The organism is Vibrio sp. Vb0304, assembly GCF_033338995.1.
Taxonomy (GTDB): Bacteria; Pseudomonadota; Gammaproteobacteria; order Enterobacterales; family Vibrionaceae; genus Vibrio; species Vibrio alginolyticus.
Map to the genome: position 1 here is coordinate 18,046 of NZ_JAWOTT010000031.1, position 24,819 is coordinate 42,864.

The window sequence follows — 24,819 nt, forward strand, 5'->3', positions numbered from 1 at the left end:
CATGGCAACAGCAGTAGCACTGACACAAATCATTCAACAATGGCAATCTGGTGATAAACGAGCTGAGAGCGAGCTCTATCAGTTTGCTTATTTACAGTTGCGTAAGATCGCCCAACACGAGCGTGAACGAAATGCAGAAAAGTACGGCACCGACAACAAAGTACTGGCAGACAGCGTCAACAGCACCACGGCATTAATTCATGATGCTTACCTGAAAATGTCCAACTGCGACATGAGTGAAATTGAAACAAAGCGCGATTTCTTTTTGATGGCCGCCAAAGTGATGCGTCAAATCTTGATCGACAACGCACGCTCGCACCAAGCACAAAAGCGTCAACACATTACATTGATGAGAGATGAAGAAGATCGTTTCGAGCAATTGATTATCATGGATAAAGCTCTGGATAGTTTCAGTAGCCGCTATCCACGCCAATCGAGCGCACTCAAACTCAAGTATTTAATGGGCATGAAAAACCAAGAAATCAGTGAGCTACTCGAGTGCAGCGCAAGCCTGATAGAGAAAGACCTCAAATTCTCTCGCAGTTGGCTACAATCACGAATGGCGCACACGTAATCATGAACAAAAAGCTTTGGATAATCGGCGCAGTATGCGTCGGTTTGTTCGGTATTTACTTCATTTCAAACAAACACAATTTGGCATCTGTGAAAGACTCGTCAGACAACGCCGACAAGTCAACCCAGCAAGCACATCGTCAATATGAGCGCACATCTTTAGTTGAAGTAAAGCAAGCGTTGACAGGTTCTGCGTTGGATCGCACTCCTAAAAAAACGGGAGATGACGCATTTAACTCCGCCCTTTTAGGACAACCAGGCCCTGTTACGAATCCATTTCATACCACAGAAGACAACACGTTTTACGAGTCAGCATTGGGTGATAAGAACAGCCGACCACAAGAGGACCCATCAGAGAATAATAAACCCATCATCAACCTCACTGTGGAACAGCAGCTACAAACCATTATTTATGCTTGGGAGCTGAAACAAAACTCTCCGGTGAGTTATTCGCTCAACCTTAACCAGCTTTTTGAAGACCCAGATGGCGATCTCCTCACCACTCAGATTTGGCTTGAAAACGCCAATGGGTTAAGAGTCCTCAACCAAGGACAAATGATGGTGCAAGGAGCGCCTGAGGAAATAAAAACCACCACATATTTGGCGGTAGCAGCGCGCGATGATTATCACGGTAATAGCGATCATGCATGGGTCACAACGCGCTTTGAGTTACCCGTTATCACACCCGATCAAAATGACACAGAACACTCGTTAGTTGGCGATGTAGTTTATCGCCTAGAGACGACACAAAATCTTGCAGGTATCGCGTACGCGTATGAAGTGGTGTATTGCGAGGCCTTTCAGTTTGAGGGGGGCGAAGTAAGTTATGCCGCCTCACACAACAAACGCCAGTGTCCTGAAAAGGGAGACTTGAAAAAAGTGGGCAAGTACAAAATCAGTGATGACTCGTTGATCGTTTATGTCCAAGGTGTACGCCAAATTTGGACCATCAAAAAAGAATACCCATCTCAGGTTCATGAAGATACTCGGAACTACTTCACCACCGTGTTTGATGGTAAACAATTCGAAAGCTATACCATGCAAAAGAACAAGCAGTCCATGGAAAAGCGCATCAATGTCCACACTGGCGAGTACGAATATCAAGGAACGTCGTTTGACTACCTCTTTCCAATTTCAGGAGGAGGTTACATAAACGGGACTGCTAGCAACTACATATTTGATAGAAGTGTTCAGGGTAACGAACCAGTGCACAAGCTGGACTCTGATCTCAATATGAAATCAAATCAACATGACCTATTTTGTCATGATTATTTATTTTACTGGTACAGCTCTATCGTAGCGGGGCGAGGAGAGTTTGCCGATATTATCTCTAGCTCAATGGATTTTGACGGCATAAATCCAATACATTGTGCTGAATGGCCAGATAATTACTGGCAACGAACATTTATGTTTTACAACCTTGAATACACAGATTACGACATATTCATTCCAGGCGAAGTCTACAGTTATGTGCTTAAACCTCACCCTCAATTTGCTGATCGCGTTGAGGAATTTAAGATCAACATGATTTATCACGCCCCTGTCCTTAGCGACACCCAATAAACCTTTTTTACCGGTGGTTATTTTAACAAAACAATCATTCCCAAAATAAAACTGGAACCGTGATCAAATTATAAATTTTCCATCATAGACAAAAAATAGAAATAAATTTTACGGGTTTTGTGCGGATTTTCGTGTCTTGAACCTAAGCTCAATAGTCATTAAAAAGACACCACTCTCTTATATCTCACTAGTGAGATATAAAGAAAAAAATAATAAAAAAAGCGACTTTCTCATTCGGAAACGAAACAAGGACAAATAAATAATGAATAAGGTGAGTTTACTAGCAGCGTCAGTGGCTATCGCTCTTACAGGCTGTGGCGGTTCAGATGGTGGTTCAAACAGTGCTAACGACGGCGTTGTGATCACAGGTTTTGACGGCTACTTCAAGCATGCCGTTGTTTTTGAAGATACGAACAACAACGGCCAATGGGACACTCAAGAAACATTCCTTGGTCTGACCGATGAGAAAGGTCAACTGAAATTGGATGCAAAACCAGAAAGCACTCTAGCGCTACAGACCATCACACCAAACGGTTCAAAGCAGAAACAGCTCATCGCCTTGGATGCGAAAGAGTACGCTGGCAAATACACGGTTGATATGGATCATCCAGGCCAAGCTATGGCGCACGAAATCGTATTCCGTGCACCAACATCGTCAAACGTGATTTCACCTATCACGGATCTTGTGGCGATTGAAATGGCAAAAGATCCAGCCATTAGTGAAGAAGATGCGAAAGCGAAAGTAAACCAAGCGCTAGGAGGCTCAGAAGAAGCACCAATTGATCTGTACAGTGATTTTGTTGAAGGTGCGACAAAAAACGCCGAACTACATAAAACCGCTCAGATTCTGACCGACTCGAAAGCACAAAACCCAACGAACTACGAGAAAAAAGCCACGGAGTTTGCTCAAGCGGCAAACCAAGAAGTGGAACGTCTTGTTGCATCTGGCGAAAACATCAATGACCCAAATCTACGTCCAATCATCACTGACGCGACCCCAGACAGCGACACCTTAGCACCTGAAACGGTAGTTAATAACAAGCTAACCATAAACAAAATCGTCGAAAAGGCAGCTAAAGATAAGCTAGAAAAACTACCAAAAATCGTACAAGGCGTGGACTTTGATGGCTTAGAGCTAGACATTGAAGGTCTATTTGCAGACAAAGACCAAAACCTTGTGACAACCAAACTGACGCACAGCTTTGCAGGCACAGGCATTGAAGTTGTGCAAACTGGCAACCTGATTGTTCTACATCCAACTGCAATCGTAGAGAAAGCTGGTGATTTTGAGATTGTTCTAACGGCGCAAGACATTGATTCGTCAGGTAAGGTTTTGGGTACGGTAAGCACCGTATTTCAGTTCGAAATCGAATCGGCAAACTTACCACCAATGGTTGTAGAAACAGAACAAGCGCGTCTGCAGTCCATCGTTGATGGTTGGTACCTACAACAAGGTGAAGTGTTTGAACAAACACTCGATATTTCTGGTTTGTTCCAAGATAAAGACGGTCAAATTACCGACTACTCAGCGGACTATGTAGACATTGAAGGTTTAACAGTATCTGAGGATGGTAATGCAATTATCACCATTAAAGGCACACCAACAAAAGCAGGTGAAGCTGGAGCAGTACTGGCGATTAGCGCAACAGATGGCCATACCGCGGTACAAATTGCGCTCAGCATGCCAACGGTTATCGAAGGCGTCACGCCACCACCAGTAGTACCGACTTTGGGCTTCACTCACGAGCACTTCAACGGTCAAGAATGGAAAATGGGTAGCTTCGCTCAAAAAGACGGTGAAATCGGCTACGCCATGCTGATGCAAGATTCTGAAGGCCTACTATTCTGCTGGGGTTCAAACCACGATGAGATGAATCAAGAGTACAAAGCGAACATCAGTGACTTCCTAAAAGACACATGGGAACACGATGCTTACGCCATTCTTGCCGATCTGGACCAACAAACTGGTTACACGGAATACAACAATAAAGACTGTAACGACGTTGAGCTGAAAGACGGTAAGCTATACAACAGCTACGGCGACGAGTATGAAATGTTGTACCAGCACAAAACCGAGCATAACGGCACTCAAATGATCGTTAAAATATCAGATGATGAGCTGTTCTGGATGGACTCAAGCAATACCCCATTTGCAGAATCACTTTCGGTTGCAGAACACATCAAACACGGCACAGTAGAGCATGACTTGATGGTAGAAAGTAATGGCACAGGCGACGACACAGTCCTGAAATACTCGTCAGGTGCGTACGAATACGACACTGATACTTACAACTACACTTCGTTCATGCCAACAGGATTCCAAACTCCAGGTAATTGGGAAATCCAGAATGATGAAGACCGTGAACTGCTGATTCTAGAAGAAACAGGCTCAGAGTCAGATTACAAAACTCGTCATCGTTACATCAACCGCGATTTTGGTGACTTTTATATTGGTATTCGTTGGAGTAAAGAACAAAACGGTCATGAATCCGCACCGGAATATGGTCTGTACTCTAACAGCAAAGAAGCCATGACAAGCATCGCGAGTTCACTACCGATTTTGGAGCCTGGTGATGATGACTAAAGCAACCATCGTTAACCCTTGCTGTGATAGCGTGCATTTGCGCAGAAGACGCAGAACACTTTGGGAACGATTGGTCGGCATCAAAGAAGTGTATATCTGCTCTAACTGTCACAAAGAAACGCCACTCAAATAGCGATAATATTTGAGACCGCAAAAAAGCCCCGAACTCGGGGCTTTCTTCTATATTTTGACCACAATATCTGAGTCGTTATTTCACGCACACCACGTTCAATAATGAGGTCCCGGTGAGCTGATTGGGCTCACGATCGGCGAACAAACCTTTCTTATCTTTGCCCCAATACGGCAGTTGCAGTGGCCATTGATTTTTTTCCATCACCCCAGACGCCCTCAGCGCTTTAAACTCTGCAGGGTTAGCTAAGTTCATACCCAGTTGCTGACATACTTTGTGCGAGTTTTCGTAGTTGAGGCGGTTCCACGGCTTACCATGTTCCATGTAAAACTGATTATGGTGATCGAGTAAATATGGGACCACGTACGTTTTGCCCTGTACTGAAGTTCTCAACCGAACTTCAATGTCATCATTTCCAGTGACAATTGGCTTCGCTTTGGTCTTAGCAACAGGCGTAGACGAAGAGCTATCACGTGAACTTTTTGCCTTGGTATCTGGCTTCTCTGCCCGCGCTTTAAAGGCGTCGGTATCAGCTCGCACAGCAGGAACTGGCGCGGGTTTCGGGGTCACCGTCGGTGTTGGCTTAACCGAAGATGCGGCTGATTTCGACGATACAGTAGATTTAGGTGTAGGTGGTGTTACTGGTTGTTTCGTCCCTTTCCCAACCACTCGGATGAACGCCTCTTTGTAATTCGACAAGGTTTTGACTCCTCGTAAGTCATCCCTCGCATCAGACAATGCCTTGTAAGGTCCAATCAAACAGCGATAGCCTTTGGATTCAGGCTTCATCCATACGTCGGTCGTGATTTTACTATAGAGAGGCTTAGCTTTCGCGAGAGACATAGGCTTGGGTAGCAATCCGCATTGAATCCAGTAAAGGTAGTTGCCCCCCTGCGGCACTTTCTTTCCCCATACTCCGTTACCAATTGGGCACGTTTTCTCAAGCATCGGTAATTCTTTCTCGCTGGCTTGAGTGGCTTGGCAAAGGAACTCCTCCGCCTCAACTGGATTAGAAAACTGGGCGCATACCAGCAACAAACCCAAAGCCAGGCTTGCTTGGAAGACGTTAGATGGGCGTTGGGCCTTCTTCATTTCCATACACTTCACTCTAAATTAGTGGGTAAGGTCATCATGGCGGAAAAGCGCCAAAAAAATGTGAACAAAGAATAACTAGCAAAAAAAGAGCCGGAATTTGCATCCGGCTCTCAGTTTAGGAAGGAATTAAGTGAATTTACAACGCTTGGTGGGAAAATTCTTATCCTTTGTACAGTTTCGGGTTGAATACATCACGTAGCCAGTCGCCCAACAGGTTGATAACCAAAACCAATGTTACTAGCACGATGCCAGGGAAAGCAGTAATCCACCATGCACCAGAGAAGATGTAGTTAAAGCCGATGCTGATTAGCGCACCCAGTGACGGCTGATCGACTGGCAGACCCAAACCTAGGAATGACAGCGCCGCTTCCGACATGATCGCGTTCGCTACCTGTACCGTCGAGATAACCAAGATTGGCGATAGACAGTTTGGCAGAATGTGACGGAACATGATTCGCGGAGCTTTAAAGCCCATCACACGCGCCGCTTCGACGTATTCTTTCTTCTTCTCTGCCAATACCGAGGCACGAATAGTCCGTGCGTATTGCGGCCATTCTGCCACACCGATGATCACCACCAGCATGACCACCGCATATTGGCTGTAAAAATCACTGCCAAAGCTGGCTTTAAAGATTGCAGAGACGATGATCGCCACCATCATGGTCGAGAACGATAGTTGAACATCCGCAAAGCGCATCAAGAAGCTATCGATACGACCACCGAAGTAACCCGCCGACAAACCAATGATGATACCCAGAATCAACTGAAGACCGACGGCTAAAAAGCCGATCGTCAAAGACAAACGAGAACCGTAAAGAATGGTCGATAAAATATCACGGCCTTGCTCATCAGTACCAAGAACAAAACGCTCATCGCCATCTTCCATCCACGAAGGTGGCAACTCAGAATCCATGATGTCGATAGACGTCAGATCGTACGGGTCTGTTGGCGCAAGAATCGGTGCAGCCAATGCCAATACTAAGAACATCATAAAGACGGTAAAACTCGCCATCGCCACTTTGTCGCGTTTGAAGTAATACAGAAAATCTGACTCTTTGAAACGCTGCCACGCTGATGGAGCAGGAGCTGGTGTTAAATTTGATTGGCTCATGATTAAGCTCCTTTTCCAGTTAGGTTCACAGTTGGGTTGATGATGCCGTACAGCAAGTCAACGATGGTATTGGTTACCACGAAGATCAAACCAACAAAGATAACGTAGGCAGTGATCAGCGGTGTATCTACACGGTTGATTGCCTCTAGGAAAAGGAAGCCAGTGCCCGGCCATTGGAACACGGTTTCAGTAAGAATGGTGTAGGCCACCATGGTACCAATCTGCACACCACCTACTGTCAATACTGGTAGCATGGTGTTCTTAAGTGCATGTTGGTAATAAATCTTTTGTAAGTTCAAACCTTTTGCTTTGGCGAACTTAATGTATTCCGAACTCAGAACTTCCAGCATTTCTGAACGCACCAAGCGGATGAACAACGGCAACATGATAGACGCTAGCGCAATACAAGGTAGGATGAGGTGCTTGATACCATCAATGGTAAAGAAGCCAGATTCCCAACCGAGCACATTAGCGGTCTCGCCCCGCCCGTAGGAAGGCAGCCAACCGAGTTCTATGGAGAAGACATACATCAGCATGATTGCGGTTAAGAACACCGGAATCGAGATACCGACACTGCTCATCGCCATGACAAATTTGGTAAAAACACTCTTAGGATGAATCGCAGAGTACACCCCAAGCGGAATAGAGAAAACAATGATGATAAGCGTCGCGCCAAACACGAGCTCTAATGTAGCCACCAGCTTGTCGAGAATCACCTCAACCGCAGGTCGCTTGAAAAAATATGAGGTACCCAAATCACCTTGCAGTGCATTACCCACAAAGCGCGTATACTTTGTGATAAAGGGATCGTTCAGGCCTAAGTCGTCGCGTAGCGCTTGACGCTCCGATTCCGAAACCGACTGACCTACAAGCTCACGCAGCGGATCACCCAGGTTGTCCTGAATGGCAAACGCCACCAAACTGATCACAAACATCACTATCAGTGCCTGAAACAGGCGCTTGACCAGAAACGAAAACATTCCTTGCCCCTTAACTATCCATAGATCTCTAAATTAGAGAGAAAATTCAGTCTAAATAACCAACTCAATCCGACTGAAACAAAATTGAGTCGAGTGCTTTAAGTTGAGGAGGGAAATCCATCCCTCCTCAAAGTAGACTAACCGTGATTATTCAACCACTAGGTCACCGAAGTAAGGCATTACCATTGGGTTAACGATATCTGCCGCTTTCACGTTAGACTTCGCGCCCCATGCTTCACTTTGCCAGTGTAGCGGTACGAATGCTGCGTCGTTGTATAGTGTCGCTTCTACGCCCTTCAGCATTTCTGCACGTTTCGCAGGGTCCGTCTCTACGTTCGCAGCTTCAACCACTTTGTCCATTTCTGGGTTTGAGTAGTAACCACAGTTGTACTGACCACGACCGGTTTCTTCGTTACGAGTCATCGTTAGGAACTCGTTGAAGTTCGCTGAGTCTTCTGTATCTGAGTGCCAACCGATCATCAGCATGTCTGCCGCACACTTGTCGAACTCAGGCCAGTACTGCGCTTTTGGCATGGTCTTCAGATCAACCTTGATACCGATCTTAGACAACATTGCCGCCGCCGCTTGTGCTACTTTCGCATCATTCACGTAACGGTTGTTTGGTGCGATCATCGTTAGCGTCAGGCCATTTTCGTAACCCGCTTCTTTCATCAGCTCTTTCGCTTTCTTCAGATCGTAGCGAGGAACCAGTTTGTCATCGTGACCCACGTAACCTGCCGGGCTTTGCTGACCAGCGGCCGTTGCGAAGCCTTTCATGATTTTCTTCACGATACCTTCGTTATTGATTGCGTGAACAATCGCTTGGCGAACGCGAACGTCTTTCAATGCTTCGTTGCTGTTTTGGTTTAGTTGGAACGTGATGATACGAGTACCAGGTAGCGTAACTAGGTCGATGCCGTCAGCATCTTCAACGCGTTTGTGGTCGTTTGGCGCTACAGGGTGAATCATGTCAACACCGCCAGAAAGCAGCGCTGCTACACGAGTCGCGTCTTCTTTGATTGGAACAAGTGTTAGCTTATCAACGTTACCTTTCGACTCTTTGTCCCAGTAATCTTTAAAGCGTTCAAATTCCACTTTTACGCCCTGCTCACGTGAAGTCACAATGAATGGACCCGTGCCAGATACGTTAGTCGATGCAAATGAGTTACCGTGCTTCACTAGCTCAGACTTGTCTTTGCCGTCCGCAGTTTTGCCCGTGTAGAACTTGCTGTCCATTGGGAAAATGTACGTTGCGGTTTGCAGCACTAGTGGGTAAGGACCTTTAGTTACAAGATCGAACGTGTTGTCGTCAACTTTGACGATTTTTTCGTACGGGTCGAAGATGTTTTTAAAGTCAGGAGAGCTTTGTAAACGCTGGAACGTCCACACGACGTCGTCAGCCGTTAGAGTATTGCCAGAATGGAATTTCACACCTTCACGCAGTTTGAAACGAACAGTCGTATCGTTAATACGTTCCCAGCTTTCTGCTAGGCGAGGCTCGAAATCCATTTTTTGAGTAAAGCGAACCAACGGATCAAATACCATGTGTGACATTTGCAGTGTGCCACCTGATAGCTGCTCATGTGGGTCAAGCGATACTGGGTCAGCTGCATAGCCAACTTTGATATCTGCTGCCATTGCGTTAAAGCTTAGGCCCGCAGCCATTAGCGCCACTGCTAATTTGCTTTTCATGGTTTTCATTTGCATAACTCCTTCATGCGGGGATACGGATCCCTTGTTGTTGTGTTTGCGTCTTTGTTATGACTAAAGGTTAGCCAAGCGAATTGCTTGGTTTATGCCGTTTCGATCTCTTCTCGCAAGCCTGTAAACTCCGGCATCAGAGAAATCAATTTTTTGCTGTATTCGTGTTGAGGTGCCGTGAATAACTGTTCTGTTGGTGCCACTTCTAAAAGTGTACCCATTTGCATCACACCTACTCGGTCACACATCTGACGAATAACAGGTAAATCGTGGCTGATAAACAACATAGTCAAGTTCAGCTCACTTTGCAGATCTTTCAGCAAGTTTAGAATTTGTGCCTGTACCGATACGTCCAGTGCTGAGGTCGGTTCATCACAAATCAAAAGTCGAGGACGAGTCGCCAACGCACGCGCAATAGAAATACGCTGACGCTGACCACCGGAGAATTCATGAGGGTACTTAAGCCCAGCCATTCGACCCAAACCAACATGATCCAATAGGTCATTCACGATTTGGCGAGTTTCCGACTCGTTTTTCGTCAATTTATGGAAACGGATTGGCTCAGCAATAATATCGAATACCTTCATACGAGGGTTCATTGAAGTATATGGGTTTTGGAACACCATCTGCATTTGACGACGCATCGGGCGGCGCTCTTTCTCAGAGGTTAAAGCGGTCAGGTCAATGCCCTCGAATTTCACCTGACCAGAGTTAGGTTGGTATAAACCAGCAATCACACGTGCAATGGTCGATTTACCTGAACCAGACTCGCCCACCAAACCAAAGGTTTCGCCTTCGTGCACTTCAAAGCTCACATTATTAGATGCTTGCACGTATTCTCGGCGGCTCTCGAACAAAGAGTCTTTGGTCACAAAGCGAAGATTGACGTTCTTCACGTCCAAAAGCGGGCCAGTGTACTCACGCTCATCTTGGCTTTGTCCTAACCAGTGGTTCTTGATATCGAGTGGCTCCATTTCCGCCGCTTCTTCGATATAGCTTACTAACGGGAAACGATCTAACTTTCTGTCTGAACGTGGTACCGCTGAAATTAGACTGCGAGTGTAAGAGTGATCAGGATCGCCCAATACTTTGGCTGTTGGTCCAAACTCCACCAAGTCACCACGATACATTACCGCCACGCGATCGGTGACGTTGGAGACGACACCCATATCGTGAGTAACCAACATACAGCCGACATTGTTCTTGATACACAGCTCGCGGATCAAGTTGAGGATTTGGTCTTGGATAGAAACGTCTAACGCCGTAGTTGGTTCGTCCGCAATGATGAGATCAGGCTCACCAGCCAAAGCAATGGCAATGACAACACGCTGACGCATACCACCAGAGAATTGATGCGGGTACTGCTTTAAGCGGTTTTCTGGTTGAGGAATACCAACCTGCTGCATAAGAGAAAGCGCGCGCTGATACGCCTCTTCATCAGAGACCTTCATGTTGGCGTGGATCGTCTCTTTCAGCTGTTGCTCAACAGTAAAAAGTGGATTGAGCGAGGTCATCGGATCTTGGAAAATAAAACCTATTTTCGAGCCGCGAACCTTACGCATCGCTTCTGGTGATAGGCCAGAAATTTTTTCTCCATCCAGGAATACATCACCGCTAGCAACGCGACCTGGAGGGCTAAGCAAATCGATAACAGCGTTACCAACGGTGGATTTACCCGCACCTGATTCGCCAACAACACCCACGATTTCACCACGTTCAATATGAAAAGAAAGTGACTTCACGGCAGCGTGAACGCCGTGTCGGGATGGGTATTCAATACGAAGGTTTTTCACTTCTAATAGTGACATTTCAGACCTCTACTGCCTTGTCTGTGGTATCGAATCATGCCAAAGGCACCATTCATCACCTGAATGAATCCGTTCAAATTCAGAATAATACTCTGAAATCTTAATGCGGAAATAATTTGGCAAAAATCACACAAAAAAGCAACAATTAAAGTATATTCCGCCGAAAAAACATTAAATAAACGCACAATTAGCGAATAAAAATGCATTAACAAGTATTTAACCATTTTCATATCACACTATTTTTGTGCGTCATGCACCAATAAAACTAGAAAAATGCTCTAAAAGTAAACATGAGCTAAACAAGATCATTAACCATATTATTCATGTGCATTTATTAACATTTAACAAACAATATCATATGCAAAAAGTGTTTTTTCAACATAAAAAACTATTAATAAAATAGTCGGCAAATACAAAAAGCCAAACTTAGGAAGAGAAAGGATAGGTCAAAACGTGAACAAAACAGCAAAACCACACAAATCCTGCTCCAACGCAGATTATGCGCCACTTAAGCGGTTTATTGACTAAGCAAAGGAAAGTACCGCTATCCTCATTCGTACGTCATAAGAAAACTCGCCGGTTTTAACCCTTTACGACACAATTGAGAGTGGGATAATAGATGAACAGTGTCAAAGCCAAGCCGTAAATAAAAGGAGCCCCTGTGCTTAAAGCGATTTTTTTTGATATGGACGAGACTTTATGTGCAACGTCACAAGCCGATAAAGTTGCAGGACAAGCGTTTACAACTTGGATTCATAAGACCTACCCACAAGTTACCGAGCCAAAAGCGTTTTTGCAGCGCTACTTACAGGGTGTATACAAAAAGCTGAATGCTGAGTTCCCTCACCTTGTGGCTCTGCTACCCGATGAAAATGCCTTCCGTTGTGGCCTGATCCAAAACATCTTGGCGGAGCAAGGCGTCAGCATCACTGCAAAAGAGGCTCAACAAGCTCAAGACTACTTTGACTCTGCACGTATGGGCGCGTTCACCTTCTTCCCTGGTGTAAAAGAAATGCTCAGCGACCTTCGTCAACATTACAAACTCGTCGTGATCACTAACGGTCCGATTTTTTCTCAACACCCTAAATTAAACGCGACACAAATGAGCAACTGGGTGGACCATATTATTGTGGGAGGAGAAGAGCCAGAAGAGAAACCTGCTACAAGTATTTTCCAAAAAGCGCTCGACTTGGTCGAAGTAAAACCAGAAGAGGCTCTACACGTGGGCGACTCTTTACCTGCTGACATTGCTGGCGCTAACAATATGGGCATTTTGAGTGTATGGGTGAATGCGACAGGCGCAAGCAACTCAACGGATATAACGCCAAGTTTTGAAATCCAAGAAACGGTAGAACTGAAAGAAATCCTTAAAACACTCGCCCAATAAAAGCAGCGGATTAGAAAACTACAAAACCCCAGACACTGCTCTGGGGTTTATTTTGTCAGCTCGAAAAGCATTTAGATCATAGGTGGTCAAAAGCCCCTAGAGCTGTACACTTTTGGGGAAAATTGAAATGGAATGCCGATTCTTTTCAGGAGAGATGCAAAAAAGCCCCAGTCTTTCGACTGAGGCTTTAAATAGTGGTCGGTGAAGAGGGATTCGAACCCCCGACCCTCTGGTCCCAAACCAGATGCGCTACCAAGCTGCGCTATTCACCGAACTGTATTTGCTGATTTTCTCAAATCAGACAGGACACTTCAACTAAGAAGTCACCTTAATTAATGGGGTGGCTAACGAGATTCGAACTCGCGACCACCGGAATCACAATCCAGGGCTCTACCAACTGAGCTATAGCCACCATCAATTTTTGCTGTTTACCGCTCTATTAGAGCCATAAACTAAATAGTGGTCGGTGAAGAGGGATTCGAACCCCCGACCCTCTGGTCCCAAACCAGATGCGCTACCAAGCTGCGCTATTCACCGACGATGTTTTATCTTGATTGAATCAAGATTGGGAGCAATGCTACCGCATTCAATCTAAAAAAGAAAGAATGGGGTGGCTAACGAGACTTGAACTCGCGACAACCGGAATCACAATCCGGGGCTCTACCAACTGAGCTATAGCCACCACTGATTTTTACCGATGTATCCTCCGAGGCAATGGTACGCCCGAAAGGATTCGAACCTTCGACCTTTGGCTCCGGAGGCCAACGCTCTATCCAACTGAGCTACGGGCGCATGCCCTATCGGCGGAGTGGAATAATACGGATATCACACTATGCCGTCTAGTACTTTTTTTACTTTTTTTATCGTTTGGTCTCTTTTTCGACAGTTATCTTCCGTTAAAGTGGATTTTTGATGTGATTCACGCCCTGTCATGGATAACTTGTTGTTTATTGCAACAAGTTATCGGGATATAATCACCCATTATTTACATTGATTTAACAGCTGCAACCAAGTTGTCTAATCATTCTATGCCATTCAGTGGAATTTAATGATTTCTCTGCTCGGCATTAATACTCTAACTATATAAATAGGTAAGTCACTTACCTCGGGAATGTGAAGTGGGTTTAATGGATATGTCTCGACAAATGATTAGCGTTTTGTTCGCTGCCTTAACGTTTTCTACGGCAGCTTTAGCTTCTGACATCAGCCAAACTGAATACGATGCGATCGCAGAACGCATCCAACCTGTCGGTGATGTTTATCTAGCAGGTTCTGAGCCAGTGAAAGAAGAACCAACCGGTCCACGTGATGGCGCCACAGTTTATGGTACTTTTTGTATTGCTTGTCACGCATCTGGTGTAAACGGCGCACCTAAAACAGGTAATGCCGATGATTGGGCACCGCGTATTGCACAAGGCAAAGATACGTTAGTGAAGCACGCATTAGAAGGCTTCAATGCGATGCCAGCCAAAGGAACCTGTATGGACTGTTCTGACGATGAAATCATCGCAGCAATTGACCACATGATTGAAGGTCTATAAGTAAAGACATCAACGAAAAAGGCTTGCCAGTTGGCAAGCCTTTTTGTTTTTAGTCAGTGAGAACAAGGTTACTTTACTTCTTAAACATTGCTCGAATATTGGCAATGTGTGCTTGACCTTTCGCCATACGCTCTTCTGCTGATACTGGCTTTTTGTTTACTTCCCATTCAACGTCATCAAATGGCAACTCATCCAAAAAGCGGCTTTGAGTCGGTTTGATCAACTCGCCGAACTGCCGACGCTCTTTGCACATAGTGAAAGTCAGTTCACGTTGCGCTCGAGTAATACCAACGTACATCAGGCGACGCTCTTCTTCCACGTTATCTTCATCAATACTGGTTTGGTGCGGTAAAATACCTTCTTCGGACCCAATTAAGTATACATATGGGAACTCAAGGCCTTTTGATGCGTGCAAGGTCATCAGTTGTACTGCATCACTGTCTTCATCTTCTTCACCGCGCTCCATCATGTCACGCAAGGTCAAACGTTGAACGACTTCTTTTAACGTTTTCTCTTCTTGATCGTAGTTGTCACCCTCTAGGTCCGCCACTATCCATGAATAAAGGTCAGAAACGTTCTTCATTCGCATTTCAGCGGCTTTCGGACTTGCTGAAGTTTCGTATAGCCAATCTTCATAATGGATATCACGAACTAGCGAACGAACCGCTTCGACGGTATCACCACGCTCAGCTTGATCAGCGATCGCCACTAGCCATTGGGTGAAACGACGCAGGTTTTCTAGGCCACGTCCCGTTAGGTGCTGTTCGAGCCCCATTTCAAAGCTCGACTCAAACAGGCTCTTGCCTCGCATATTGGCATAACTGCCTAATTTCTCTAACGTTACTGGGCCAATTTCACGTCGCGGAGTGTTCACAATGCGCAAAAATGCATTGTCGTCATCCGGATTAACCAAAACGCGCAAATACGCCATGATGTCTTTAATCTCTGCGCGCGCAAAAAACGAGGTGCCGCCAGAAATTTTATACGGTACACGGTTTTGCATCAGAGACTTTTCAATCAAACGTGATTGGTGGTTACCACGATATAGAATCGCATAATCTTTATATTCGGTACGGTTTAGGAACTTATGCGCAATTAGTTCACCCGTTACGCGCTCTGCTTCGTGCTCTTCATTTTTAGCCAACAACACTTTGAGTTTTTCACCGTCAGGAATTTCAGAGAACAAGGACTTCTCATAGACGTGAGGGTTGTTAGCTATCAAAATGTTGGCCGCACGCAGGATTCGACTCGTTGAACGGTAGTTTTGCTCTAGCTTAATCAAACGCAAATTCGGATAATCTTCACCCAGCAACACGAGGTTCTGAGGTTTCGCACCACGCCATGAATAAATAGACTGATCGTCATCCCCTACAACCGTCAATCGCCCACGTTCTCCGACGATTAATTTGACCAGCTCATACTGACTCGTGTTGGTATCTTGATACTCGTCAACCAGTAGGTAACGGATACGATTCTGCCAACGCTGACGAACGTCTTCATGATTACGTAAGAGTAAAACGGGCATCAAAATTAGGTCATCAAAATCGAGCGCGTTATAGGCTTTCATTTGCTTTTGGTACATATCAAAACAGAACGCAAACAATTGTTGCTGTTCACCTTGCGCACGCGCTTTGGCTTGCTCTGGCGTCAACATGTCGTTTTTCCAGTTGGAAATACAACTCAGAAGCTGACGTAGCAGATCTTTATCACCATCAAGCTGCTTTTCGGTAAGTTCTTTGAGTAGCGCTAGCTGGTCTTGGTCATCAAACAGTGAGAAGCCCGCTTTCAACCCTAAATGCTTGTACTCACGCTTGATGATGTTCAATCCTAAAGTGTGGAATGTTGATACCATCAAACCTTTAGACTCACCTTTCCCTAACGTTTGACCTACACGCTCCTTCATTTCACGTGCTGCTTTGTTGGTAAACGTCACCGCCGCAATGTTACGCGCTTTGTAACCACATTGCTGAACCAGATAAGCGATTTTATTGGTAATAACACGAGTTTTGCCCGAGCCAGCACCAGCTAGCACTAGGCATGGACCAGATACGTATTTCACGGCTTCATCTTGACTAGGGTTCAGCTTCATAGAAATTCTCTGCGGGTGATGAATGTGGCGCCTATGATAAAGGGGTGGCCTCGTGAAAGCTATGCTGATTTCTTGTAATTTTCACACCAATTAAGTGCAATATTCTGTTGCATAAATGGCTGGTATTTAAGCTATAATGAATGAACGTTCATTCACTAAAGGGTGACATTATGAAGGATAACCCTGCTGTAGATAAACGAGAACAAATCTTAGTCGCTGCTGAACAACTCATTGCTGAATCTGGTTTTCAAGGGCTTTCCATGCAAAAGCTCGCCAATGAGGCAGGTGTCGCAGCAGGGACGATTTACCGTTATTTCTCAGATAAAGAACATCTTTTAGAGGAACTACGCCTTAACGTTGCTAAGCGTGTTGCTACTGCGGTGCAACTAGGTGTTAGTGAAGAGATGCCTTTAAAACAGCGTTATCGAACCATGTGGCTCAATATTTGGAATCTAGCGAGCTCGAACTTAAGTGCGATCAGCAACCGAGTCCAATATGAGTCTTTACCCTGTTCAAATAGTAGCAAAGCTCGGGAACTTGAGAGACAAATGTTTGCCCAAGTAGATCTTCTTTTTAATCAGGGTAAAGACGAGGGAGTATTCAAGCTTCTCGATAACGAAGTACTTTCTGGATTAAGTTTTGAGGCAAGTGTTGCACTTGCTCGGAAACACGCTTTGGGATTTTATCAACTGGATAAGACGGCATTAGAGGCCGCTATTGAAGCCAGTTGGGATGCAATTATTAAACACTAACTTGGAGTTCTTAATAGAATGAAAAAGTGGATTTTGATGCTATCAATTGTTTTATTACTTTTTGGTAGCGTTGTTACATACAGACTAATTGATATCAAAGACAAAATGGAGCAGTTTGCCAATCGCCCTGAACCAGCATTCCCAGTAACCGTAACTGAAGTGCAAGCGGTGGATTGGGTACCAGTCATCGAGGCAATTGGTTTTATCGAGCCAAATCAAGGCGTGACGGTAGCGAACGAAACGAGCGGTGTTATCGATAAAATCGCATTTGATTCCGGTACTCAAGTCAAAGCAGGTCAGCCACTAGTACTGCTTGACTCTGACGTTGAGAAAGCGAATTTAAAGAGCTCGCAAGCCAAGTTGCCAGCAGCAGAAGCGAAATACAAACGCTACCAAGGGCTATTTAAAAAAGGCTCTATTTCTAAAGAAGCGTATGACGAAGCAGAAGCGAACTACTTCTCCTTAAAAGCGGACATTGAAAGCTTGAAAGCGACCATCGACCGACGCGAAATCAAAGCGCCATTTGATGGTGTAGTAGGTATTCGTAACGTGTACCTCGGTCAGTACCTACAAGCGGGTACCGATATTGTTCGCCTGGAAGACACCAGCGTGATGCGTTTACGCTTTACCGTGCCGCAAACCGATATTTCACGTATCAATATCGACCAAGAAGTGGATATCTTCGTGGATGCCTACCCAGAACAGCCTTTCAAAGGTTCAATTTCTGCGATTGAGCCTGCGGTTAACGTACAAAGTGGTTTGATTCAAGTTCAAGCGGATATCCCTAACAGTGACGGTAAACTGCGTAGTGGTATGTTCGCGCGTGCAAACATCATTCTGCCTAAGTTAGAAAATCAGGTCACTCTACCTCAAACCGCGATCACATTTACGCTATATGGCGACAATGTTTACATCGTAACAGAAGAAGATGGCGAAAAACGCGTTAAGCAGCATGTGGTAAAAGTTGGCGAACGCTCTAAAGATATCGCACACATTCTAGAAGGCGTGAAGCCAGGTGATGTGGTAGTGACATCGGGTCAAGTCCGTTTGAGTAACCATGCGAAAGTAAGCATTGTCGAAAGCGATGCAACTACCCCACCTGCTGAAACACCAATGCTTTAAGTTGGAGGCATCATGCGCTTTACAGATGTTTTTATAAAACGTCCAGTTTTAGCGGTATCGATCAGCTTTTTGATTGCATTGCTTGGTTTGCAAGCGGTGTTCAAAATGCAAGTTCGTGAGTACCCTGAAATGACGAATACGGTGGTCACCGTGACCACCAGTTACTACGGTGCAAGTGCCAACTTGATCCAAGGCTTTATTACTCAGCCATTGGAGCAAGCGGTGGCGCAAGCCGATAATATTGATTACATGACTTCGCAATCGGTACTAGGTAAATCAACCATTACTGTCAACATGAAGTTGAATACTGACCCGAATGCAGCATTGGCTGATATCTTAGCGAAAACGAACTCAGTACGTTCTCAGCTTCCAAAAGAAGCCGAAGATCCAACCGTAACCATGTCGACAGGTTCGACAACGGCGGTACTGTACATCGGCTTTACGAGTGACGAGTTATCTTCAAGCCAGATCACTGACTACCTTGAGCGTGTAATCAACCCGCAGTTGTTCACTGTAAACGGTGTATCCAAAGTTGACCTGTATGGTGGTATGAAGTACGCACTGCGCGTATGGCTAGATCCTGCCAAAATGGGCGCTTTGAAGTTGACCGCTACGGATGTGATGAGCGTTCTTAACGCCAACAACTACCAATCTGCAACCGGTCAAGCGACGGGTGAGTTCGTACTTTATAACGGTAGCGCAGATACTCAGGTATCAAACGTTGCTGAACTTGAAGCATTGGTCGTGAAAACTGGTGAAGGGGATGTCATCCGTCTAGGTGATATCGCTAAAGTAACGCTGGAGAAGAGTCACGACGTTTATCGCGCAAGTGCAAACGGTCAAGAAGCCGTGGTTGCGGCGATCAACGCAGCACCAAGCGCTAACCCAATCAACATTGCAGCAGACGTACTTGAACTGTTGCCTCAGCTTGAGCGCAACCTACCAAGTAACATCAAAATGAACGTGATGTACGACTCAACTATCGCCATCAACGAATCGATTCACGAAGTAGTGAAAACGATTCTTGAAGCAGCGGTCATCGTACTTGTGGTTATCACACTGTTCCTAGGTTCATTCCGCGCGGTAATCATTCCTATCGTGACCATTCCACTTTCATTGATTGGTGTGGCAATGGTGATGCAGGCAATGGGTTTCTCTTGGAACTTGATGACGCTACTGGCGATGGTGCTTGCCATCGGTCTGGTGGTGGATGACGCGATCGTTGTACTAGAAAACGTTGACCGTCACATCAAAGAAGGGGAATCGCCATTCCGAGCTGCAATTATTGGTACGCGTGAAATTGCGGTTCCAGTTATCGCGATGACATTGACGCTAGGTGCAGTGTACGCGCCGATCGCATTGATGGGTGGTATCACCGGTTCATTGTTCAAAGAGTTCGCTTTGACACTGGCAGGTTCAGTATTCGTATCCGGCATCATCGCTTTGACACTATCACCAATGATGTGTTCGAAGATGCTGAAGGCGAACGAGAAGCCAAGCAAGTTTGAGCAAAAAGTTCACCATGTACTTGATGGCATGACTAATCGCTACGCAAGCATGTTAAAAGCAATAATGGCTAGCCGACCAGTGGTGATCGTGTTTGCGATAATTGTATTCGCAAGTTTACCAGTCCTATTCAAGTTTATTCCTAGCGAGCTAGCTCCATCTGAAGATAAAGGTGTTGTAGTACTCATAGGGACCGCACCATCAAATTCGAATTTGGACTACATCCAAAACACCATGGATGATGTGAATAAGATTCTCTCTGATCAACCAGAAGTGGAATACGCTCAGGTATTTAACGGTGTACCGGATTCTAATCAAGCGTTTGGTTTAGCTACACTCAAACCATGGGGCGAACGAGAAGCGAGCCAAGCAGAAATCAAACAGCGTGTTGGTGGGCTTGTTTCGAGCATTCCGGGAATGTCTATTGCTGCCTACGAAATGCCGGAGCTACCAGGTGCTGGTTCAGGCCTTCCTGTACAGTTCGTAATTACAACGCCAAACAACTTTGAAAGTTTGTTTACCGTTGCAAATGACATTCTGTCGGAAGTAGCAAGCAGTCCAATGTTTGTCTATTCCGATCTGGATCTGAAATATGATTCTGCAACGATGAAGATCAAGATCGATAAAGACAAAGCAGGTGCCTACGGTGTGACTATGCAAGACATTGGTATCACCCTCAGCACCATGATGGCAGATGGTTATGTAAACCGTATCGACCTAAATGGCCGCTCTTATGAGGTAATTCCTCAGGTTGAGCGTAAATGGCGTCTAAACCCAGAATCGATGAAGAACTACTATGTACGCTCTGTGGATGGTAAAGCGGTTCCATTAGGTAGTCTGATTACCATTGATGTGGTGGCTGAGCCTCGCTCTTTGCCACACTTCAACCAGCTAAACTCAGCAACTGTGGGTGCTGTTACAGGCCCTGGTGTTTCGATGGGGGATGCAGTTAATTGGTTTGAAAATATTGCACAAACCAAACTGCCTGCAGGGTATAACCATGATTACATGGGCGAATCTCGTCAGTTTGTAACGGAAGGTAGTGCCTTGTATGCAACCTTCGGTCTTGCACTTGCGATCATCTTCCTCGTTCTGGCGATTCAATTTGAATCACTCCGCGATCCTATTGTCATCATGGTATCTGTACCTCTGGCAATATGTGGTGCCTTGATCGCATTGGCCTGGGGTACGGCCTCGATGAACATATACTCGCAGGTTGGTTTGATCACGCTGGTCGGCCTAATAACCAAGCACGGTATCTTGATCTGTGAAGTCGCCAAGGAAGAGCAGTTACATAATAAACTGTCTCGTATTGATGCGGTGATGGAAGCTGCGAAAGTGCGTCTTCGCCCTATCCTAATGACCACTGCAGCGATGATCGCAGGTCTGATCCCACTGATGTACGCAACAGGTGCAGGTGCCGCGCAACGTTTCAGTATCGGTATCGTCATCGTTGCTGGCCTTGCAATCGGTACACTGTTCACACTATTCGTGCTACCTGTGATTTACAGCTACCTAGCTGAAAAACACAAACCTCTGCCAGTATTTGTTGAAGACAAAGACTTGGAGAAGTTAGCGCGAGTTGACGAAGCGAAAGCAGCTCATCGTGAATTAGCGGATAACAGATAAGCTAATAAGGCATTCAAAAAGGTCACTTCGGTGGCCTTTTTTATTGCCGCTCTCTTTTTTGCCATCTAAATGGCGACTTTCACGTATCATTTACTTAAAATGAGGACAAATCAAAAGGAGTTTTAGCCACTATGTTTGACCCAAAGAAATTAGAGCAAATTGCTAAACAGATTCACGACTCAATGCCTCAACCTGTAAAAGAGTTGGGCTCTGATGTCGATCAGAAAGTTCGTCAAGTAATCCAAGGCCAGCTAAACAAGCTAGATGTTGTAAGTCGCGAAGAGTTTGATGTTCAAACTCAAGTTTTACTACGTACACGTCAAAAGCTAACAGAAATGGAACAGAAGTTGGCGCAACTTGAAGAAAAGCTTGCTGAAAAATAAGTATCAAAGCGCTCCTCACAAAGGAGCGTTTTTCTTATCGGCGCGCAGATAAATCGGCTAAAAACAAAAAGGCTTGGTCAACGGCGACCAAGCCTTTTGATTAGATGTTGTGTTTTATTTTGTATTTATCACTCCAGTCTGGCCAGAGTTCATTTAATATTTTCTCTACTTTGAAGCAAAGAAAATTAGCCACCAACCGCGATGCGCTTCATATCTGTCATATAACCACGTAGTTCTTCACCGATGTACTCTACAGGGTGGTTACGGATTGTTTCATTCACAGCGATAAGAGTCGCGTTATCCACTTGGTTAGACGTTTCACCTAAACCTTTACCAATTACGTCAGTATTTACGGCTGGCATAAACTTCTCACGTAGAAGCGGCGTTGCTACGTTAGCGAACAGGTAGTTACCGTATTCAGCCGTATCAGAGATAACCACGTTCATCTCGTATAAACGCTTACGTGCGATAGTGTTTGCGATAAGTGGCAGCTCGTGTAGAGACTCGTAGTAAGCAGACTCATCGATGATGCCAGAAGCGGTCATCGCTTCAAATGCTAGCTCAACACCCGCACGAACCATAGCAACCATCAGGATACCGTTATCGAAGTACTCCTGCTCAGAAATTTCTACGTCAGTTTCTGGGTAGTTTTCGAAAGCAGTTTCACCCGTTTCTGCACGCCAGCCTAGTAGGTTTGCATCGTCGTTTGCCCAGTCAGCCATCATCGTGCTAGAGAAGTGACCTGTGATGATGTCATCCATGTGCTTGTTGTATAGCGGACGCATCAGCTCTTTTAGCTCTTCAGAAAGTTCAAATGCTTTTACTTTCGCAGGGTTAGTTAGGCGATCCATCATATGAGTGATACCACCAAACTTCAGAGCTTCCGTGATCGTTTCCCAGCCGTATTGAAGAAGCTTGCCTGCGTAGCCAGGATCGATACCATCAGCAATCATCTTCTCGTAACACACGATAGAGCCAGCCTGTAGCATGCCACAAAGGATAGTTTGCTCACCCATTAGGTCAGATTTCACCTCAGCAACGAAAGAAGACTCTAGACAGCCTGCACGGTGACCACCGGTTGCTGCAGCCCAAGCTTTCGCGATATCCCAACCTTCACCTTTTGGGTCGTTCTCTGGGTGAACAGCGATAAGAGTCGGTACACCGAAACCACGCTTGTATTCTTCACGAACTTCCGTACCTGGACATTTAGGTGCAACCATTACTACCGTTAGGTCTTTACGGATTTGCATGCCTTCTTCAACAACGTTGAAACCATGAGAGTAACCCAGTGCTGCGCCTTCTTTCATTAACGGCATTACCGTCTCAACAACGTTTGTGTGCTGCTTATCTGGAGTAAGGTTTACTACTAGATCAGCTTGTGGAATTAGCGTTTCGTAGCTACCTACCTCAAAACCGTTGTCTTTTGCGTTTTTGAATGACTGGCGTTGCTCATCAATCGCGGCTTGGCGAAGCGCATAAGCAACGTCTAGACCAGAGTCGCGCATGTTCAGACCTTGGTTAAGACCTTGAGCACCACAACCTACAATGACTACTTTCTTACCTTTCAGATAATCCGCTTCTGAAGCGAACTCACTGCGGTCCATAAAACGACAACGACCTAATTGGTCCAACTGCTCGCGCAAGTTTAGGGTATTGAAATAATTAGCCATCTGGGTGCTCCTTTGAGATTCTTCCATTGAGGTCAGTAATTGCCTTACCGAATAACTTCATACTAAAACAGACATGAGATTGCTTAAAGTGATATATTCACAATTAATTATTGCAATTTATGCAACATGGAAATGAAAATTTAATGAATATCAAAAGCCTGCAACTTTTCATTCATCTCTGTGAGAGTAAAAGTTTCGCCAAGACCGCAGCGGCAATGCATATTAGCCCTTCAGCCTTAAGCCGACAGATACAAAAATTAGAGGAGGAAACCAGCCAACAATTGTTTTTACGCGACAACCGTAGCGTTGATTTAACTATCCAAGGTAAAAAGCTAGTCCCAGTCGCCTTAAAGATTCTTGGCGAATGGCAGCAGTATCAGAGTCACCTGAAGGGAACCGAGGATGAATTGAAAGGAGAAATCCGTCTCTTTTGTTCTGTTACTGCAAGCTACAGCCATCTTCCGGAGCTAATATCTGACTTTCGTATTCAGAACCCTTTCATTGAATTCAAACTATCAACCGGCGATCCAGCTCAAGCGATCGACAAAATACTAGCAGATGAAGCCGATATTGCCATATCAGCCAAGTCAGAACAGATGCCAAATAAAATCGCATTTGAAACGATCAGTGAAATCCCACTTTCTGTCATCGTACCTGTTGGGGTTAGTGCGTTTGCTGAAGAGCTACAAAAAGAAAAACCAGACTGGTCGGTCATTCCATTCATACTCCCAGAAGCAGGAACGGCAAGAGACAGGGCCAATAGTTGGCTCAAACAAATGAAAATAAAGCCAAAGATTTACGCACAAACTTCCGGACATGAAGCCATCGTAAGTATGGTTGCATTGGGGTGTGGAGTAGGTATCGCACCTGATGTTGTAATCAATAACAGTCCGGTAAGAGAAAAGATAAATCGTTTAAAAGTCTTACCAATTAAACCTTTTAAACTTGGTGTTTGCTGCAACAAAACTCAGCTGGAAAATCCGCTTGTTAAAGCCTTTTGGAAGGTTGCAGAGAGCAAGTATATCGCACCTTAGATGAACACTTTTTAGGTATAAAGTGAGCTAATTTTAAAACTCTATAGATGCAAAAAAGCCCGCTCTTTCGAGCGGGCTTCTTAAATTTAAAGCCTGGCGATGTCCTACTCTCACATGGGGAAGCCCCACACTACCATCGGCGCTATTTCGTTTCACTTCTG

18 protein-coding genes and 5 tRNA genes are annotated in these 24,819 nt (G+C 45.2%); 11 read left to right on the forward strand and 12 right to left on the reverse strand.

Features of this window, described 5'->3' with window-relative positions:
* Position 1: 1 nt before the first annotated feature.
* The 4 genes from R7P35_RS21840 (at position 2) to R7P35_RS21855 (ending at position 4,853) form a co-directional block, all read left to right on the forward strand.
* Positions 2 to 574, forward strand: coding sequence for a sigma-70 family RNA polymerase sigma factor (locus R7P35_RS21840; RefSeq protein ID WP_005379118.1), 573 nt, complete (start codon positions 2 to 4; stop codon positions 572 to 574).
* 2 nt (positions 575 to 576) lie between these two features.
* Positions 577 to 2,136 (forward strand): hypothetical protein, encoded by a 1,560-nt coding sequence (locus tag R7P35_RS21845; protein ID WP_213904768.1) that lies wholly within the window; start codon positions 577 to 579, stop codon positions 2,134 to 2,136.
* A gap of 262 nt (positions 2,137 to 2,398) precedes the next feature.
* Positions 2,399 to 4,720, forward strand: coding sequence for an acid phosphatase (locus R7P35_RS21850; protein ID WP_213880935.1), 2,322 nt, complete (start codon positions 2,399 to 2,401; stop codon positions 4,718 to 4,720).
* Complete coding sequence (locus R7P35_RS21855; RefSeq protein WP_012841245.1) at positions 4,710 to 4,853, forward strand: hypothetical protein; 144 nt, start codon at positions 4,710 to 4,712, stop codon at positions 4,851 to 4,853. The genes R7P35_RS21850 and R7P35_RS21855 overlap by 11 nt, the downstream gene beginning before the upstream one ends.
* A gap of 75 nt (positions 4,854 to 4,928) precedes the next feature.
* On the opposite strand, the gene R7P35_RS21860 is transcribed toward R7P35_RS21855, so the two are convergent.
* The 5 genes from R7P35_RS21860 to R7P35_RS21880 form a co-directional block, all read right to left on the reverse strand.
* Positions 4,929 to 5,948 (reverse strand): SPOR domain-containing protein, encoded by a 1,020-nt coding sequence (locus R7P35_RS21860; RefSeq protein WP_005379113.1) that lies wholly within the window; start codon positions 5,946 to 5,948, stop codon positions 4,929 to 4,931.
* Positions 5,949 to 6,105: 157 nt separating this feature from the next.
* The gene (locus R7P35_RS21865) at positions 6,106 to 7,056 is read right to left on the reverse strand and encodes an ABC transporter permease (protein WP_005384239.1); all 951 of its coding nucleotides are present in this window, start codon (positions 7,054 to 7,056) and stop codon (positions 6,106 to 6,108) included.
* Between the two features lie 2 nt (positions 7,057 to 7,058).
* Positions 7,059 to 8,036: an ABC transporter permease gene (locus R7P35_RS21870; protein WP_005379110.1), complete on the reverse strand. Its 978-nt coding sequence runs from the start codon at positions 8,034 to 8,036 to the stop codon at positions 7,059 to 7,061.
* A gap of 147 nt (positions 8,037 to 8,183) precedes the next feature.
* Positions 8,184 to 9,737, reverse strand: coding sequence for an ABC transporter substrate-binding protein (locus R7P35_RS21875; protein ID WP_005379109.1), 1,554 nt, complete (start codon positions 9,735 to 9,737; stop codon positions 8,184 to 8,186).
* Between the two features lie 92 nt (positions 9,738 to 9,829).
* Positions 9,830 to 11,545, reverse strand: coding sequence for a dipeptide ABC transporter ATP-binding protein (locus R7P35_RS21880; protein ID WP_005379108.1), 1,716 nt, complete (start codon positions 11,543 to 11,545; stop codon positions 9,830 to 9,832).
* 661 nt (positions 11,546 to 12,206) lie between these two features.
* Between R7P35_RS21880 and R7P35_RS21885 the strand changes: the two genes are divergently transcribed.
* Positions 12,207 to 12,932: an HAD family hydrolase gene (locus R7P35_RS21885; protein ID WP_005379107.1), complete on the forward strand. Its 726-nt coding sequence runs from the start codon at positions 12,207 to 12,209 to the stop codon at positions 12,930 to 12,932.
* A gap of 195 nt (positions 12,933 to 13,127) precedes the next feature.
* Here the strand turns inward: R7P35_RS21885 and R7P35_RS21890 are convergent.
* From R7P35_RS21890 to R7P35_RS21910, 5 genes are all read right to left on the reverse strand, one after another.
* Positions 13,128 to 13,204 (reverse strand) — tRNA-Pro (locus R7P35_RS21890).
* A 64-nt stretch (positions 13,205 to 13,268) separates the two neighbouring features.
* Positions 13,269 to 13,344, reverse strand: a tRNA-His gene (locus tag R7P35_RS21895).
* Positions 13,345 to 13,392: 48 nt separating this feature from the next.
* Positions 13,393 to 13,469: transfer RNA gene (locus R7P35_RS21900), tRNA-Pro, on the reverse strand.
* A 69-nt stretch (positions 13,470 to 13,538) separates the two neighbouring features.
* Positions 13,539 to 13,614, reverse strand: a tRNA-His gene (locus tag R7P35_RS21905).
* Positions 13,615 to 13,647: 33 nt separating this feature from the next.
* Positions 13,648 to 13,724: transfer RNA gene (locus R7P35_RS21910), tRNA-Arg, on the reverse strand.
* Positions 13,725 to 14,059: 335 nt separating this feature from the next.
* Here R7P35_RS21910 and R7P35_RS21915 point away from each other — a divergent pair.
* A complete protein-coding gene (locus R7P35_RS21915; protein ID WP_005384252.1) occupies positions 14,060 to 14,473 on the forward strand; it encodes a c-type cytochrome in 414 nt (137 codons plus the stop codon).
* A 73-nt stretch (positions 14,474 to 14,546) separates the two neighbouring features.
* Here the strand turns inward: R7P35_RS21915 and rep are convergent, their stop codons facing one another.
* Complete coding sequence (rep, locus tag R7P35_RS21920) at positions 14,547 to 16,562, reverse strand: DNA helicase Rep (RefSeq protein ID WP_005379104.1); 2,016 nt, start codon at positions 16,560 to 16,562, stop codon at positions 14,547 to 14,549.
* A gap of 170 nt (positions 16,563 to 16,732) precedes the next feature.
* Here rep and R7P35_RS21925 point away from each other — a divergent pair, with 170 nt between their 5' ends.
* The 4 genes from R7P35_RS21925 (at position 16,733) to ubiK (ending at position 21,954) form a co-directional block, all read left to right on the forward strand.
* On the forward strand, positions 16,733 to 17,314 hold the full coding sequence (locus R7P35_RS21925; protein ID WP_005384254.1) for a TetR/AcrR family transcriptional regulator: 582 nt from the start codon (positions 16,733 to 16,735) through the stop codon (positions 17,312 to 17,314).
* Between the two features lie 18 nt (positions 17,315 to 17,332).
* Positions 17,333 to 18,436, forward strand: coding sequence for an efflux RND transporter periplasmic adaptor subunit (locus R7P35_RS21930; protein ID WP_042523871.1), 1,104 nt, complete (start codon positions 17,333 to 17,335; stop codon positions 18,434 to 18,436).
* A gap of 12 nt (positions 18,437 to 18,448) precedes the next feature.
* Positions 18,449 to 21,571 carry a multidrug efflux RND transporter permease subunit VmeD gene (vmeD, locus tag R7P35_RS21935; protein WP_033907400.1) on the forward strand — a complete coding sequence of 1,041 codons (3,123 nt, stop codon included), beginning with the start codon at positions 18,449 to 18,451 and terminating at the stop codon, positions 21,569 to 21,571.
* Between the two features lie 131 nt (positions 21,572 to 21,702).
* The gene (ubiK, locus tag R7P35_RS21940; protein ID WP_005379099.1) at positions 21,703 to 21,954 is read left to right on the forward strand and encodes a ubiquinone biosynthesis accessory factor UbiK; all 252 of its coding nucleotides are present in this window, start codon (positions 21,703 to 21,705) and stop codon (positions 21,952 to 21,954) included.
* Between the two features lie 185 nt (positions 21,955 to 22,139).
* Here the strand turns inward: ubiK and ilvC are convergent, their stop codons facing one another.
* Positions 22,140 to 23,624 carry a ketol-acid reductoisomerase gene (gene ilvC / locus R7P35_RS21945; protein ID WP_005379098.1) on the reverse strand — a complete coding sequence of 495 codons (1,485 nt, stop codon included), beginning with the start codon at positions 23,622 to 23,624 and terminating at the stop codon, positions 22,140 to 22,142.
* 143 nt (positions 23,625 to 23,767) lie between these two features.
* Between ilvC and ilvY the strand changes: the two genes are divergently transcribed.
* Positions 23,768 to 24,658 (forward strand): HTH-type transcriptional activator IlvY, encoded by an 891-nt coding sequence (gene ilvY, locus R7P35_RS21950; RefSeq protein WP_025768266.1) that lies wholly within the window; start codon positions 23,768 to 23,770, stop codon positions 24,656 to 24,658.
* Positions 24,659 to 24,819: the final 161 nt, after the last annotated feature.

Bases quoted from the DNA above. Each gene is read 5' to 3' on its own strand.
- rep (WP_005379104.1), bottom strand. From the start codon at position 16,562: ATGAAGCTGAACCCTAGTCAAGATGAAGCCGTGAAATACGTATCTGGT.
- R7P35_RS21845 (WP_213904768.1), top strand. From the start codon at position 577: ATGAACAAAAAGCTTTGGATAATCGGCGCAGTATGCGTCGGTTTGTTC.
- R7P35_RS21855 (WP_012841245.1), top strand. From the start codon at position 4,710: ATGATGACTAAAGCAACCATCGTTAACCCTTGCTGTGATAGCGTGCAT.
- R7P35_RS21865 (WP_005384239.1), bottom strand. From the start codon at position 7,056: ATGAGCCAATCAAATTTAACACCAGCTCCTGCTCCATCAGCGTGGCAG.
- R7P35_RS21880 (WP_005379108.1), bottom strand. From the start codon at position 11,545: ATGTCACTATTAGAAGTGAAAAACCTTCGTATTGAATACCCATCCCGA.
- R7P35_RS21850 (WP_213880935.1), top strand. From the start codon at position 2,399: ATGAATAAGGTGAGTTTACTAGCAGCGTCAGTGGCTATCGCTCTTACA.
- vmeD (WP_033907400.1), top strand. From the start codon at position 18,449: ATGCGCTTTACAGATGTTTTTATAAAACGTCCAGTTTTAGCGGTATCG.
- R7P35_RS21870 (WP_005379110.1), bottom strand. From the start codon at position 8,036: ATGTTTTCGTTTCTGGTCAAGCGCCTGTTTCAGGCACTGATAGTGATG.
- R7P35_RS21925 (WP_005384254.1), top strand. From the start codon at position 16,733: ATGAAGGATAACCCTGCTGTAGATAAACGAGAACAAATCTTAGTCGCT.
- R7P35_RS21915 (WP_005384252.1), top strand. From the start codon at position 14,060: ATGGATATGTCTCGACAAATGATTAGCGTTTTGTTCGCTGCCTTAACG.
- R7P35_RS21860 (WP_005379113.1), bottom strand. From the start codon at position 5,948: ATGGAAATGAAGAAGGCCCAACGCCCATCTAACGTCTTCCAAGCAAGC.
- R7P35_RS21840 (WP_005379118.1), top strand. From the start codon at position 2: ATGGCAACAGCAGTAGCACTGACACAAATCATTCAACAATGGCAATCT.
- R7P35_RS21875 (WP_005379109.1), bottom strand. From the start codon at position 9,737: ATGAAAACCATGAAAAGCAAATTAGCAGTGGCGCTAATGGCTGCGGGC.
- ilvC (WP_005379098.1), bottom strand. From the start codon at position 23,624: ATGGCTAATTATTTCAATACCCTAAACTTGCGCGAGCAGTTGGACCAA.
- ubiK (WP_005379099.1), top strand. From the start codon at position 21,703: ATGTTTGACCCAAAGAAATTAGAGCAAATTGCTAAACAGATTCACGAC.
- R7P35_RS21930 (WP_042523871.1), top strand. From the start codon at position 17,333: ATGAAAAAGTGGATTTTGATGCTATCAATTGTTTTATTACTTTTTGGT.
- ilvY (WP_025768266.1), top strand. From the start codon at position 23,768: ATGAATATCAAAAGCCTGCAACTTTTCATTCATCTCTGTGAGAGTAAA.